We start from the raw sequence: 14,163 nt of genomic DNA on the forward strand, positions 1-14,163 counted from the left end.
CCGACGTCTCAGGGGAGTTCGGTCAACGGGCGACCGGCCGAACGTCAAGTGGACGCAAAGTGACGGCTCTACACGTGGCCATCCTCACTCCGCTCACCTGTGAGGCCCTCTGGACATATGGGCGGTATCATCGGATGATCAAATGAGTGCGGTCGACACCGGATGAGCGCCCAAGGTCAACACCGAGACGCATCCGGGTCGCAGCCCCCACGGGGCCTCCAACAAAAAATCCCTCTTTATAGGAGCAAACGTGGCGCGCGACATAGCGGCTCCCCCCGTCATCCCCACCGACCACCAGGAACTCGTCTCCTGGGTGAACGAGATTGCCGAACTGACGCAGCCGGACGACGTCGTCTGGTGTGACGGATCCGAGGCCGAGTACGAGCGCCTGTGCGGGGAGCTCGTCGAGAAGGGCACCTTCAAGCGCCTCGACCCGGTCAAGCGCCCCAACTCCTACTACGCCGCCTCCGATCCCACCGACGTCGCGCGCGTCGAGGACCGGACCTTCATCTGCTCCGAGAAGGAGGAGGACGCGGGCCCGACCAACCACTGGAAGGCCCCCGCCGAGATGCGGGAGATCTTCGCCGGCGAAAAGGGCCTGTTCCGCGGCTCGATGCGCGGCCGCACGATGTACGTCGTCCCCTTCTGCATGGGCCCGCTCGGCTCGGACCTCTCCGCGATCGGCGTCGAGATCACCGACTCCGCCTACGTCGCCGTGTCCATGCGCACCATGACCCGCATGGGACAGCCGGTGCTGGACGAACTCGGCTCCGACGGTTTCTTCGTGCGTGCCGTGCACACGCTCGGAGCGCCGCTGGCCGAGGGTGAGGCGGACGTTCCGTGGCCGTGCAACTCCACCAAGTACATCTCGCACTTCCCCGAGAGCCGCGAGATCTGGTCCTACGGCTCGGGCTACGGCGGCAACGCCCTGCTCGGCAAGAAGTGCTACGCCCTGCGCATCGCCTCGGTCATGGCCCGCGACGAGGGCTGGCTCGCCGAGCACATGCTGATCCTCAAGCTCACCCCGCCCACCGGTGAGTCCAAGTACGTGGCCGCGGCCTTCCCGAGCGCCTGCGGCAAGACCAACCTCGCCATGCTGGAGCCGACGGTCTCCGGCTGGACCGTGGAGACCATCGGCGACGACATCGCCTGGATGCGCTTCGGCGAGGACGGCCGGCTGTACGCCATCAACCCCGAGGCCGGCTTCTTCGGCGTCGCGCCCGGCACCGGTGAGCACACCAACGCCAACGCGATGAAGACGCTGTGGGGCAACTCGGTGTTCACCAACGTCGCTCTCACCGACGACAACGACGTCTGGTGGGAGGGCATGACGGAGGAGACCCCCGCCCACCTCACCGACTGGAAGGGCAACGACTGGACGCCGCAGTCCGGCGTCCCGGCCGCGCACCCCAACGCCCGCTTCACCACCCCCGCCGCCCAGTGCCCGATCATCGCGCCCGAGTGGGAGAGCCCCCGGGGCGTGCCGATCTCCGCGATCCTCTTCGGCGGCCGGCGCGCGAGTGCGGTCCCGCTGGTGACCGAGTCCTTCGACTGGAACCACGGCGTCTTCCTCGGCGCCAACGTGGCCAGCGAGAAGACCGCCGCGGCCGAGGGCAAGGTCGGCGAGCTGCGCCGCGACCCCTTCGCCATGCTGCCGTTCTGCGGCTACAACATGGGCGACTACATGGGCCACTGGGTCGACGTCGCCAAGGGCAGGGACCAGGCGAAACTGCCGAAGATCTACTACGTCAACTGGTTCCGCAAGAACGACGAGGGCAAGTTCGTCTGGCCCGGCTTCGGCGAGAACAGCCGCGTCCTGAAGTGGATCGTGGAGCGCCTGGACGGCCGCGCCGAGGGCGTCGAGACCCCGATCGGCGTCCTGCCGACCAAGGAGGCCCTCGACACCAAGGGCCTCGACCTCGCCGACGAGGACCTCGACTTCCTCCTCACCGTCGACAAGGAGATCTGGCGCGAGGAGGCCGCCCTGGTCCCCGGGCACCTCGACACCTTCGGCGACCACACCCCGAAGGAACTGTGGGACGAGTACCGCGCGCTGGTGGAGCGCCTGGGCTGAGTCCCGCCCCGAAGACTCCGCGGCCGGCACGGGATTGCCCTGACCAGTGATCGTCACGGCCGGCCGCGGTGCGAACCGGCGAGCCGCGTACAACGGCGTACGCGGTCATGGGCCCGTCGCCGTCTTCCCGTCAGCCCCGACGGGAAGACGACGACGGGCCCTCGCCTGTCCTCGCCGGCCTGTCCCCGCCGGCCTGCGGCGGTCCGTCTCCGCCGGTTGTCGCTGCCTGTCGTCTCCACCGGTTCCCGTCTCTACCGGTTCCTGTCCTCCAGGTAGCGGGTGTGCGTCTCCTGCCGCCGTGCCTCGATATCCCGCAAGCCGGCCGTCAGCCGCTCGGCCTCCTCCTGGAGGAGCGTCAACTGCCGTTCCAGATGGCGCTCCGGAGGCTCCTGCCCGGGTGTCATCCGCGTCCACCAGCGCGCCCGTACGAAGCTGTCGACGGCCTCGGGAAGATCCTGGCGGACGGTCCGGGACAGGGCGTGGACGCCGTCCGGGTCCTGGGCGAGGAGTTCGCCGACCCAGCCGGGCTCCAGCAGCGCGGCCAGCAGGCCGGTGAGCTCGGTGAGGCGTCCGGCGGCGGCCGGGGGCAGGTCGACCTCGGCGAGATAGCCGCCGAGCCGTTCGAAGTCGCCGCGCACCTCGTCCAGTCGGGCCGACGGATCAGGGAAGCCGGGCAGCGGCGGCCGCTCCGGCGGGGCGATCAGCGCACCCGCGCCGTACAGACCGGCGACGACCACCGGCCACAAGGGCCCTGCCACCCCCGCGAACGTCAGCGCCAGGCCCACCAGCCCGCAGGCGCTGCCGGCGATGTTCTTCCGGGACTCCAGGTATCCGACGAACCTACTGGTAGCCACGGATCTCCTCGAAGGCGCCGTCCAGCGAGCCCTGCCGGGCGTCGAACAGCCGGCCGCCGGTCAGCTCGGCGATGTGCTGAAGCTCCGCGCGGTCGGAGTCGCCGAAGAGGACGGTGAAGACGGGGATGTCCCGCCGCGCCCCGGCGAGCCCCTGGTAGAAGGCGTCGAAGTCGTCGGCGTCGTCGCCTCTGGTGTTCTCGCCGTCCGTCATCAGCACGATCGAGGTGAAGACGTCCCGGTCCGTGCCCAGATGGTCGTAGGCCTTCTCCAGCGAGGTGTAGATCGCGGTCTCGCCCTCGGCCCTGAGCTTCGCGGCGTCCGCCCGGATCGCGGCGAGCCCGGCCTCCGGGGCGGCGGGGCTGACGACATGCGTGGCGACGCTCTTCACGTCCGAGCCGAACGGCATCAGCGTCACCTCCTCGCGGTCGCGGAAGTCGCCGGTGAGGTCGGCGAGGGCGTCCTTCAGGCGGTTCAGCCGCTCGCCCTCCATCGAGCCGGAGGTGTCGAGGACGTACACGGTCCGCGAAGGCCGGCGCAGCTCGTTCTCGTAGGCGTCGAGCAGCCCGTCGGCGACGGAACGGCTGCCGGGGAAGGGCAGTTCACGGCGGCGCGCGGTGTCCAGGCCCGCCGCCGGAGGCACGGAGGGGACGACGGGACGGCGGTGCGTCCGGGCGGTGATCAGCCGCTGGACGGCCTCCGTGCGCAGGGCGTCGGTCACCCGCTTGACGTTCGTGCGGGTCGTCGCGTCGGTCGAGGCGAGGGACGACAGCGGGTAGTCGGCGGTGACGACGCCGTCCGTCGGGCGGATCACCGTCAGCCCCGGGATTCCCTTCAGCACCGACTCGTAGTTGAGCAGCGCGTCGACGTCCGCGTGCCGGGCGTACGCGCTCGCCAGCCAGCCTGACGAACCCGACGTCAGCCGCTGCCCCTCGAAGAACTCCCGCAGCCTCGGGGCCGCCTTCGCGACGTCGGCGTCGGTGAGCGCCGACTGGGCTCCCGAGAGCGCCGAGGCGACCGAGATCAGCGTGGCGAAGCCGGAGTTCGAGCGGGCCGGGTCGGTCATGCCGTAGGTGAGCCTCCCGTCCCGGACCGCCTGCTCGATCTGCGACCAGGTGACCTGGCCGGCCGTCCAGCCGAGGGCGCCGAGTTCGGAGGTCTTCACGCCCAGGGCCACCGGGCTCGACATGACCGGCGTCTCCGAGACGACCTTCCCGGCCGCGTCGGGGCGCAGCCGCAGATAGGCGCCGGAGGACAGCCACACGGCGTCGTACTTCCCGTCGGCGCCGCCCTTCGCCAGCAGGTTCACGGCGTCCAGGGTGCCCGTGTAGGTGGGCCGGACCCTGACGCCGGTCTCCTTGCGGACCTGCTCCAGCACGGGCGTCATGTCGCTGAGCTCACTGGAGGCGAGGACCCGGAGCGTGCCGGGTTCAGGGGCGGCGGGGTCCTCGGCCCGGTCTTCCTGCGCAGAGCAGGCGGTCAGCAGGAGAGCGAGGGCCGTCAGCGCGAGAAGACTCCGGCGGGGGCGGCTCATGCGGGGCCCCCTTCCAGCGTGCTCCGTGAGCGGCTGCGGTCCAGGTAGGAGCCGGCCTGCCGGAGTTCGGCCGTGAGGTTCTCCACGGTGACCGCCATCGCCTCGGTCGCCTGCGCCTTGTAGGTGTCGATGGCGTCGAGGGTGCGGTAGATCTGCTGGAAGGCGGACCGCAGGGCCTCCGCGCCGACGGCCGGGTCGGCGGCGATGCGCTGGATCTCCCCGCTCTGCGTCGCGAGCATCTCCGCGTTTCCCCGGACGAGGTCCTCGGTGGTCCCGCGCAGGGCGTCGACCTGCTCGATCACCTTCTTCTGGTGGTCGAGCGCGGAGGCCAGCATGACCGAGACGCGCAGCGCCGAGACCGTGGTCGTGGCGGCCCGCTCGACGCCCTTGACCAGCTCCTCGTTGTTGCGGCGTACGACGTCCATCGCGAGGTAGCCCTGAGCGCACACCGCGAGCTGGGTGAGCAGGTCCTGGTGCTTCTGCCGGACCGGGAAGAGGACGTCGGCCCGCAGACCGTCGGCCCGCTCCGGGTCGGCGGCCTCGGCCACGGCGATCTGCCGCTCGACGGCCGCGTCCAGGGCGTCGGTCAGCACCACGTACTCCTGGAGCTTGCCCATGGTCTCCCAGAGCCGCACGCGTTCGGTCTGCAGCGCGGCGTTGTCGCGCCGCAGTTCGTCCTGCCCGCCGCGCAGCGAGCCCACGATCCGGTTCAGCGTGCCCTGCGCGGACGCGTACTTGGCGACGTGGTCGCGCAGCCTGTTGCCGCCGGGCAGCCGGGACAGGAACCTGCGCCCCCTGGCGGCCGGAAGATCACGCGGGTCCAGGTCCTCGACCACCCGCCGCAGTGCCACGAGCGAGCCCGCGACCTTCGATTGGGCGTCCCCGCCCTTGTCCGGCAGGCTTCTGACGGTCCGCTCCAGCATGCGGTTGGACTGCGCGGCGGCCGTGCGCATCTCGCCGGCGCCCAGCGCGGTGATCTCGCCGACCTTGCCCGCGAACTCGGGTGAGCGGGCGTCGAGCGCGGCGAGCCCTTCGACGTACGCGGCGGCCCTGGCCGTCATGTCCGCACGGACGGACTCCTCGACCGGGACGAGTCCGCCGGCCTTCTCGCGCGGCACGGCCGCGACGGCCTCGGGCGGGGTGAGAGTGAACGTGGAGGTGTCATCGGACATGTGCTGTTCCCCTCTGTCCGCGCGCCCGTCGCGCCAGCTCGTGCAGCACCGCGGAGGTGGGCACGGGCGCCTGGCGGACGCCGGTCAGTTGCTGCTTCAGGTAGGTGGTGGCCGAGGCGAACCCGGCGGCGACGCCCTGCGGGCGGAACCCGTGCCGGATCTCCAGCTTGCGCAACGCCGGGTCGGCCGAAAGGAGCCGGGCGACGGCGCTGCCGTTCTCGGTGAGCGGCACGGCCGTGTGGTCGCTGTTGACGGTGGTGTCCGGGTAGAGCACCACCAGGTCGTCAGGTTGCCGCCCGTCGGCCAGCAGCGAGGCGACCTGCGACTCGTAGACCAGGACGAGCGGATTGCCGGCGCCGCTGACGAAGTCCCGGAAGGCGGCGTCCGTGCTGGACTGCTGGGCCCCCTGGACACTGACCAGCTTGTGCAGCAGCGGCGCCGTCCGCTCGACCTCGGCGTCACTCGCGACCACCTTGCCGCCGTTGGCGACGCAGGACGCGGCGGCGAGGTACAGCGCGCCCGAGCTGGACGTCCCGGGGTCGGTGCTGGAGAGGTAGAGGGTGCCGGTCAGCTCCCCGTACTTCGACGCGCCCTCGAGCTGCTGCCAGGTCCGGTCGTCACGGGCCGCGTCGAGGTAGGCGGCCATCTTCAGCGTGCCGCGGTGCGCGGCGTCCAGCGTGGCCAGACCGCCTGCCGCGAGCACCCCGGCGGCGTTCCGGTGCGCCACGACCACGAGCGGCGAGTAGAAGGGGCGGGGAAGGGCCCCGCGCACCTTGTACTTCGCGGCCAGTTCGGCGGCGGGGGCCTGACTGGAGGGGAGGGCGAGGTCGTAGCCCCTCAGGTCCAGCCCCTCCATGGCCCAGGATCCGGAGGTCTCGGCCTTGACGGTGTAGCCCTTGGCGGCGAGGGCCTTCACCACGTCCGGGTCGGCGAAGAACTCCGCCTTCTCCGACCCGATCACCATCCGCACGGTCTTCGTTGCCGTGCTCTTGTCCCCTTCGCTGCGGCTCGCGACGACGGCGACCACCACGCCCGTCATCAGCAGCACCGCGAGGACGATTCCTGCGATTCGTCTCACGGGAGGAGCGTGCTCCCGGAACCCCACGTTCCCGGGTGGACCGGGTGAACGGGGGGTGAAGGGGGTGCCCCGGAACTCAACGGGAGCGGAAGGTTCCCCTTGCGCCCCGGCGGCGCGTCACTCCACGCGGTCGCCGGCCTTCCCGTAGCGCCGGAAGTCGGCGGTCTCCACGGTCCAGGGGCCGAAGGGGACCTTGTCTCCGTAGATGTACGACTCCAGGCGGGTGTAACGCCCCGCGCACGGCTCGCAGTGCACCTCGACCGTGCCCTTGCGCGGGTCGACGATCATGTAGTGGGGGATGCCCATGGCGGGGTAGTCGGCGAGCTTCTCGATCAGGTCGTTGTTCGGGTTCGACGGCGAGACGATCTCGACGACGGCGAGCACCTGGGTGACGTCCACGGCCAGACCGGGCTCGTCCAGCGTGTCCTCGGGGATGACCACGGCATCGGGAAGACGCATGCGGGCGATCGCGGGATGCTCGATCTCGGGACCGTTCTCGCAGACGTAGCCCGGGTGAGTGAGAGGAATCTGGGCGTTCAACTGGTTGCGGATACGGCGGATCGTGCCCTCATGCCGCTTCGAGGGGCACATCATCGCCAGTATCGGCCCGGCGGGACCGATCTCGACGCTCCAGGCCCCCTCAAGTCCCTCGGCGTAGGCCCCGAGTTGTTCGGCGATCGCGCGCATCTTCGCGTAGTCCATGCCCATATCGACATGGTACGGAGGAAAATGGCGCCCGGTCCGCGCGTCGCTGCGGGTGCACGCGGACCGGGGCCGTTCAGTGACCCCGGGGAGGGGATCAGCCGGTGGCGCTCAGTTCGCCGGCGCCGACCAGCGCGGCGGCGTGCGCGTCCATGCGCTGGGCCGCCAGGATCGCCGCCGAGGTGTCCGCGCGGGAGGCGGCGACCAGCAGGGCCCGGCCGGCCAGGGCGTGGGCCCGCTCGTGCGCGGCCGTCGGGCGAGGCCTCGGATCCGGGCCGGCGGGCAGGGGTGCGCGGGCCGGTGTCCGGCCGCCCCGCAGCCGGGTGACCTGCTGCGCGAGCCGTGCGGCCGCGGTGTCCAGGTCGGCGGAGGGCGCCACTGCACGCAGTTCGTCGGTGACGGCGAGCAGTGCCGCGAGATGACCTGCCAGCTGGATGTCCAGCTCCTCCCCGCGGGAACGGTGGGGGAAGTCCGGGGGCGTGTCGGCCATCGTGGTGTCGACGGACCCACGGGAGGAAGGGGTGCGGACCGGTTCGTACATGAGGATGGCCTCCTGTGCTGTCAGGAAACCATCCTAGCTTGGAATTCGTCTAAAGTTGCGTCGTTCGTAAACTCGCTGGCGGAACGAGGTTTAAGGCTGGCTGTAGCCGTCCAGGAAGCGGGCGATCCGGCCGACCGCGTCCCGCAGGTCCGTCGCCGAGGGGAGGGTGACGACCCGGAAGTGGTCGGGCTCCGGCCAGTTGAAGCCGGTGCCCTGGACGACCATGATCTTCTCCCGGCGCAGCAGGTCGAGGACCATCCGGCGGTCGTCCTTGATCTTGTAGACGGCCGGGTCCAGGCGCGGGAAGAGGTACAGCGCCCCCTTCGGCCGGACGCACGTCACGCCCGGGATCTGCGTCAGCAGCTCGTACGCCGTGTCCAGCTGCTCCTTGAGCCGTCCGCCCGGCAGCACCAGGTCGTCGATCGTCTGGCGTCCGCTGAGCGCGGCCACCACCCCGTGCTGGCCCGGCATGTTCGCGCACAGGCGCATGTTCGCCAGGATCGTCAGACCCTCGATGTAGGAGTCGGCGTGCGCGCGCGGGCCGGAGATCGCCATCCAGCCGACCCGGTAGCCGGCCACCCGGTACGCCTTCGACATGCCGTTGAAGGTGAGGGTGAGCAGATCCGGGGCGACCTTGGCGGTCGGGGTGTGGGTGGCGCCGTCGTAGAGGATCTTGTCGTAGATCTCGTCCGAGCAGACCAGCAGGTTGTGGCGGCGGGCGATGTCGGTCAGGCCCCGCACCATCGCCTCGTCGTAAACCGCTCCCGTCGGGTTGTTCGGGTTGATGATGACGATCGCCTTGGTGCGGTCGGTGACCTTGCGCTCGACGTCCGCGAGGTCCGGCATCCAGTCCGACTGCTCGTCGCACCGGTAGTGCACGGCGGTGCCGCCGGAGAGCGACACGGCCGCGGTCCACAGCGGGTAGTCCGGGGCCGGGACCAGGACTTCGTCGCCGTCGTCCAGCAGACCCTGCATCGCCATGACGATCAGCTCGGAGACTCCGTTGCCGATGAAGACGTGCTCGACGTCCGTCTCGATGCCGAGCGTCTGGTTGTGCATCACGACGGCCCTGCGCGCGGCCAGCAGCCCCTTGGCGTCGCCGTAGCCGTGCGCCGTCGAGACGTTGCGGAGGATGTCCTCCAGGATCTCCGCCGGGCAGTCGAACCCGAAGGCGGCCGGGTTGCCGGTGTTCAGCTTGAGGATGCGGTGGCCGGCCGCTTCCAGGCGCATCGCCTCCTCGAGAACCGGGCCCCGGATCTCGTAACAGACGTTGGCGAGCTTGGTCGACTGGATCACCTGCATGTCTGGGAGCTTACGGCCCGGTAACGCTCCACGGGGCGTGTTTTCCGCCACGCGAGACGGGTGATTTGGTGGGTTATCGCCGACGGTGTCGCGGGCGGTTGTCCCAGCTGTCACGTCTGTCCCTACAATTCCGGGTCATGTCCAGGCCAGGTGAAGATGACGCGTCCCAGGTGGGGCCTAACGTGTATCACCCGTACGCCGTGACCGACCCGGCCCCGTACGAGCGGTACGTCGACCCGGCGGCGGCCCACGGGTGGGAGAACGCCTACGACGAGACCCAGCGGCTTCCCCCGGTCCCGCCGCCCGCGGCGGTGGGCGGACGCGCGGACCGCCGGCGCGCCGCGCGCCCGCCGGCCGGGCGGCGCGCGCGCCGGGCGGGGGTCGCCGCGGGGGCGGCCGGGGTGGTCTCGCTGGCCGTGCTGATCGTGGCGCCGAGCTGGTCCGGATCGTCCGACGGGGGTGGGCCGGGCGAGCGGGGCGGCACGCGGTCCGCGCCGGACGGCGTCGTGGGCGGATCCGGCGCGCCGTCCCCCTCGCCGACCGCTTCCGACGGGACGGCCGGGTCCGCGGGGGCGTCCGCGTCCCCCTCCGCCCGGGGGCTGTCGTCCCCGGCGGTCGCCACGGCCGAGGCGCCCCCGGCCGTCACGTCCTCCGGCCCTGCGGCGTCCACGTCCGCGAGCGCCGCGCCCGCCGGTCCCGGGTCCTCCGTCGGGAAGGGCAAGGGGGGCCGGGGGCGGGGCAAGGGGGGCAGGTAGGCGGGTGGCGGCGCCCGTGGGGGCGTGCGCGCGGACAGTAAGCGGAATGCTCCCGTCCGGTGGCTGGAAACCCACCCTTGTTCTCCCCTCTCGGCGCACCAACAATGCGCATGACAAAAGCAACGGACGGCCGGAAGATCTCCGGTCGTCCTGTCATAAGAGGGGACCCCCACATGAGAAAGCCTCTCGTCGCCGCGCTCTTCGCCCTGGCCATCGCCGGAGCGGGCGCGGCGCCCGCCGTCGCCGCGCCGGCCGGCGCGACGCCCGCGACCCCGGCCGCGGCCCCGGCGTCCGCCCTCACGGCCACGACGGCCGCGACCCGGGCGGCCGCCCCCGCGCTGCGGGCCGTCAACCTCGCCGGCACCGTCGCGCTCAGCAACTGCTCCGGGTCGGTCATCCGCTTCCCGAGCTCCCTCGACACCGACCCGGCGCTGGTGCTCTCCAACGGGCACTGCCTGTCGACCGGCTTCCCCGGGCCGGGCGAGGTGCTCGTCAACCAGGCCTCCAGCCGCACGTTCGGCCTGCTCAACTCCGCCGGCACCAAGGTCGCCACCCTGCGCGCGAGCAAGCTGGCCTACGGGACGATGACCGACACGGACGTCTCGATCTACCAGCTGACCAGCACCTACGCGTCGATCAAGAGCGCGTACGGGATCTCCGCGCTGACCGTGCAGGACACCCACCCGGTTGCCGGGACCGCGATCACGGTGGCGTCCGGCTACTGGAAGCGGCTCTACAGCTGCAACGTCGACGGGTTCGTCTACCGCCTCAAGGAGGGCGACTGGACCTGGAAGGACTCGGTCCGTTACACCTCCGCCTGCCAGACCATCGGCGGCACCTCCGGCTCGCCGGTGATCGACCAGTCCACCGGCAAGGTCGTCGCCGTCAACAACACCGGCAACGAGGACGGCCAGCGCTGCACGGAGAACAACCCGTGCGAGGTCGACGCGAACGGCAACGTCACCGTTCGCCAGGGCATCAACTACGCCCAGGAGACCTACCTGATCCCGGCCTGCTTCACCACCGGCAACCAGCTCAGCCTGAACAAGGCCGGGTGCACCCTGCCCAAGCCGTAGGGCGAGGCGGCCGGGCGTTCCGTCACACGGGACTGCGACGGACCGCCCGTCCGGCCAGCACGTCCGTACGGCGGCCGTCCTCGATCACGAAGCGGCCGTCGACCAGGACGTGCGGGATGCCCGTGGGCAGGGTGCGCGGGGACTCGTACGTCGAGCCCGCCGCCACCGTCCCCGGGTCGAACAGCACCAGGTCGGCCCGGTACCCCTCGCGGACCAGGCCCCGGTCCGGCAGCCGCAGCCGGGCCGCCGGGCGGCCGGTCAGGTGCGCCACGCACTCCTCCAGCGACATCAGCCCCGACTCCCGCACGTAGTGGCCGAGGTAGCGCGGGAAGGCGCCGTACGCGCGCGGGTGCGGCTTCGCACCCGTCAGGATGCCGTCGGAGCCGCCCGTGTGGGCGCGGTGGCGCATGATCGCGCGCACGTTCTCCTCGTGGCCGACGTGCTGCAGGATCGTCGGGCCGAGCCCGTCGTCGGTCAGCAGGCGGCGCGCCGTCGCCCACGGCGTCTCGCCCAGCAGGGCGGCCGACGCGTGGACCGTGCGGCCGACGAAGTCGCCCAGCGCCGGGTCGGTCACGCCCGAGATCTCGATCGTCTCCCAGTCCACCGGCACTCCGTGGCAGCCGTCGGAGCCGGTCACCTCCAGGTCGTGGCGGATGCGTTCGGCCGTCGCGTCGTCCGCCAGGCGGCGCAGGACCTCCGCCGGACCGCCCTCGCTCGCCCAGCCGGGCAGCAGGGCCGCCAGCGTGGTGCAGCCGGCGGTGTAGGGGTAGGTGTCGAAGCTGATGTCCGCGCCCGAGTCGAGCGCCTCGTCCAGCAGGGCCAGCAGTTCCGGGGCCAGGCCCTCGTTCACGCCGAAGTTCACGGTGGCGTGGGCCAGATGGAGGGCGCACCCCGCGTTCGCGGTCAGCTCCACCATCTCCGCGTACGCCTCCAGCGCGCCGGCGCCGTAACTGCGGTGGTGGGGGCAGTAGTAGCCGCCGTACCGCGCCACCACCCGGCACAGTTCGCCCAGTTCGGCGTTCCCGGCGTACATGCCGGGCGGGTAGGTCAGCCCGGACGACAGGCCGACCGCGCCCTGCTCCAGGCCCTCCGCCACCAGCCGCCGCATCCGGTCCAGCTCCGCCGGCGTCGCGGGGCGGCCCTCCCAGCCGACGACGAGGGCGCGGACCGTGCCCTGGGGGACGAGGTAGGCCGCGTTGACGGCGATGCCGCGGCCGTCGAAACCGTGGTCCAGCCGGTCCAGGTACTCGCCCACCGACCGCCAGTCGAAGTCGACGTCGTCGCCGGGGCCGTTCCACCCGGCGACGGCCCGGCGCACGCCGGCGAGGGTGGAGTCGTCCACCGGCGCGTACGACAGCCCGTCCTGGCCGAGGACCTCGAGGGTCACGCCCTGGGCGGCCTTGGCGCTGTGGTCGGGGTCGCGCAGCAGGGCGAGGTCGCTGTGGGCGTGCATGTCGATGAAGCCGGGGGACAGGACGAGCCCCTCCGCGTCCAGCTCCCGCACGGCCCTCGGGCGCTGGCAGCCCGCGGCCGCGGCCTCCTTGACGATCGCGACGATCCTGCCGTCGTCGACCACCACGTCCGCACGGTAGGAGTCCGCGCCGCTGCCGTCGACGACGTCGGCGTCCCGGATGACGAGGTCTTCCATGATCGGCCTCCGGCTCGGGCGGGTCAGAAGAACGTGCGGATGTAGTCGACGACCGTGCCGTCGGCCTCGGCGAGCGGGATCAGCGGCCACTTGTCGAAGGACGTGCAGGGGTGCGACAGTCCCAGGCCGATCCAGTCGCCGACCTCGACGTCCGCTCCGGCGTCGGTGCGCAGCCAGGCGTGCTGGTCGGAGAGCGCGGTCACCGAGACGCCGGTGGCGGGGCGTTCCGTGCCGTCGCGGCGGATCACCTGGGCGAGGGGCAGGTCGAGGTCGTAGGCCGCGTCGCGCTTGCCCGCGTTGACGAACGCCTGGTCGGGGGAGGGGCGGGAGACGACCTGCGTCCACAGCCGGAACGCGGGCTCCAGCGCGCCCTCCTCCGGCACCCGGTTGAACGGCGTCAGCCTGCCGTAGTGGCCGTCGTCGTGCGAGACGTACGCGCCCGAGCGCAGCAACTTCAGCACGGGAAGGGAGAGTTCGGGGATCCCGGCGAAGACGTCGGCGACCGCGTCGAACCAGGCGCTCCCGCCGGCGCTGACGACGATCTCCTCGGCGCCCGCGAACCGGCCCGCGCGGTCGAACGCGGCGGCGAGGCCGGTCAGCCGGCGCAGCCAGGCGTGCACCCGCTCCGGGTCGGCCCCCGGGACCTCGCCCTCGTACCCCGCGACCCCGACCAGCCGCAGGGTCGGCACGGCGGCCACCGCGTCGGCGACCGCCGCGCCCTCGCGCTCCGTGCGCACGCCCGTGCGGGCGCCGTCGCCGGCGGCCAGTTCGACCACGACGTCGAGGGGGCGGCGCGCGCCGCGCAGGGCCGCGTCCATCAGCTCGACGCCGCGCACCGAGTCGACGTAGCAGACGAGGCGGAAGTCGTCGTCGGCGTCGAGTCCGGCGGAGATCCGGCGCAGGGCGGCCGGGTCCACCAGCTCGTTGGCGAGGAAGACCCGCTGGACGCCGTAGGCCCGGGCCACCCACACCTGGTGCGGGACCGCCAGGGTGATGCCCCAGGCGCCGCGGTCGGTCTGGCGCCGGAAGAGCTGCGGGGCCATGGACGTCTTGCCGTGTGGGGCGAAGGCGAGGCCGTGCCGGGTCGCGTACGTCTCCATGAGCGCGAGGTTGTGCTCCAGCCGCTCCGCGGACAGGGCCAGGACGGGGGTGGTGAAACCGCCGGTGAACAGGTTGCGGCGCTGGGCGGCCAGCTCGCCGACGGTGAGGCCGTCGGCGTCCGGCGGGAGGCCCTTGAAGCGGTGGTCGACGCGTTCCTCGGCCAGCCGGGCGAGCGCCGCCAGTGCCTCGGTACTCATGGAACCTCCCCGATCAGGAGCGTTGCAGTATAGGCAACGCCTATTGCGTATGTCGCTTGTCTCGTGGCCGCCGAGGTCGGTGGCCCAGCCCTGTTCGCGCACCTTCTCCAGCTCCCGCAGGAACGTGGTGGC

The 14,163-nt window shown here is 71.9% G+C and carries 12 protein-coding genes; 3 read left to right on the top strand and 9 right to left on the bottom strand.

The window, feature by feature from the left end:
* The first annotated feature begins 250 nt into the window (after positions 1–250).
* Positions 251–2,074 (top strand): phosphoenolpyruvate carboxykinase (GTP), encoded by a 1,824-nt coding sequence (locus tag IE239_RS20930; RefSeq protein ID WP_190150872.1) that lies wholly within the window; start codon positions 251–253, stop codon positions 2,072–2,074.
* Positions 2,075–2,325: 251 nt separating this feature from the next.
* On the opposite strand, the gene IE239_RS20935 is transcribed toward IE239_RS20930, so the two are convergent.
* The 7 genes from IE239_RS20935 to IE239_RS20965 form a co-directional block, all read right to left on the bottom strand.
* A complete protein-coding gene (locus IE239_RS20935; RefSeq protein ID WP_190150873.1) occupies positions 2,326–2,928 on the bottom strand; it encodes a hypothetical protein in 603 nt (200 codons plus the stop codon).
* Complete coding sequence (locus IE239_RS20940) at positions 2,915–4,459, bottom strand: vWA domain-containing protein (RefSeq protein ID WP_190150874.1); 1,545 nt, start codon at positions 4,457–4,459, stop codon at positions 2,915–2,917. The genes IE239_RS20935 and IE239_RS20940 overlap by 14 nt, the downstream gene beginning before the upstream one ends.
* Positions 4,456–5,631, bottom strand: coding sequence for a toxic anion resistance protein (locus tag IE239_RS20945; protein WP_190150875.1), 1,176 nt, complete (start codon positions 5,629–5,631; stop codon positions 4,456–4,458). Before IE239_RS20945 ends, IE239_RS20940 begins: the two co-directional genes overlap by 4 nt.
* The gene (locus tag IE239_RS20950) at positions 5,621–6,709 is read right to left on the bottom strand and encodes an SAM-dependent methyltransferase (protein ID WP_190150876.1); all 1,089 of its coding nucleotides are present in this window, start codon (positions 6,707–6,709) and stop codon (positions 5,621–5,623) included. The genes IE239_RS20945 and IE239_RS20950 overlap by 11 nt, the downstream gene beginning before the upstream one ends.
* A gap of 117 nt (positions 6,710–6,826) precedes the next feature.
* The gene (locus IE239_RS20955) at positions 6,827–7,411 is read right to left on the bottom strand and encodes a Uma2 family endonuclease (RefSeq protein ID WP_190150943.1); all 585 of its coding nucleotides are present in this window, start codon (positions 7,409–7,411) and stop codon (positions 6,827–6,829) included.
* Between the two features lie 97 nt (positions 7,412–7,508).
* Positions 7,509–7,952: an SCO4983 family protein gene (locus tag IE239_RS20960; RefSeq protein ID WP_190150877.1), complete on the bottom strand. Its 444-nt coding sequence runs from the start codon at positions 7,950–7,952 to the stop codon at positions 7,509–7,511.
* 90 nt (positions 7,953–8,042) lie between these two features.
* Positions 8,043–9,254: a pyridoxal phosphate-dependent aminotransferase gene (locus tag IE239_RS20965; RefSeq protein ID WP_190150878.1), complete on the bottom strand. Its 1,212-nt coding sequence runs from the start codon at positions 9,252–9,254 to the stop codon at positions 8,043–8,045.
* A 182-nt stretch (positions 9,255–9,436) separates the two neighbouring features.
* On the opposite strand from IE239_RS20965, the gene IE239_RS20970 reads away from it, so the two are divergent.
* Together IE239_RS20970 and IE239_RS20975 are read left to right on the top strand one after the other, a co-directional pair.
* Positions 9,437–10,009, top strand: a complete 573-nt coding sequence (locus tag IE239_RS20970) for a hypothetical protein (RefSeq protein WP_190150879.1) — start codon at positions 9,437–9,439, stop codon at positions 10,007–10,009.
* A gap of 173 nt (positions 10,010–10,182) precedes the next feature.
* Entirely contained in the window at positions 10,183–11,085 is a 903-nt protein-coding gene (locus IE239_RS20975; RefSeq protein WP_190150880.1) for a S1 family peptidase, read from the top strand.
* Between the two features lie 22 nt (positions 11,086–11,107).
* On the opposite strand, the gene IE239_RS20980 is transcribed toward IE239_RS20975, so the two are convergent.
* Complete coding sequence (locus IE239_RS20980) at positions 11,108–12,733, bottom strand: N-acyl-D-amino-acid deacylase family protein (protein WP_190150881.1); 1,626 nt, start codon at positions 12,731–12,733, stop codon at positions 11,108–11,110.
* 23 nt (positions 12,734–12,756) lie between these two features.
* The gene (locus IE239_RS20985; protein WP_190150944.1) at positions 12,757–14,031 is read right to left on the bottom strand and encodes an amino acid deaminase; all 1,275 of its coding nucleotides are present in this window, start codon (positions 14,029–14,031) and stop codon (positions 12,757–12,759) included.
* Positions 14,032–14,163: the final 132 nt, after the last annotated feature.

Origin of the sequence: Streptomyces humidus (genome assembly GCF_014649655.1) — a bacterium.
Classification (GTDB): domain Bacteria; phylum Actinomycetota; class Actinomycetes; order Streptomycetales; family Streptomycetaceae; genus Streptomyces; species Streptomyces humidus.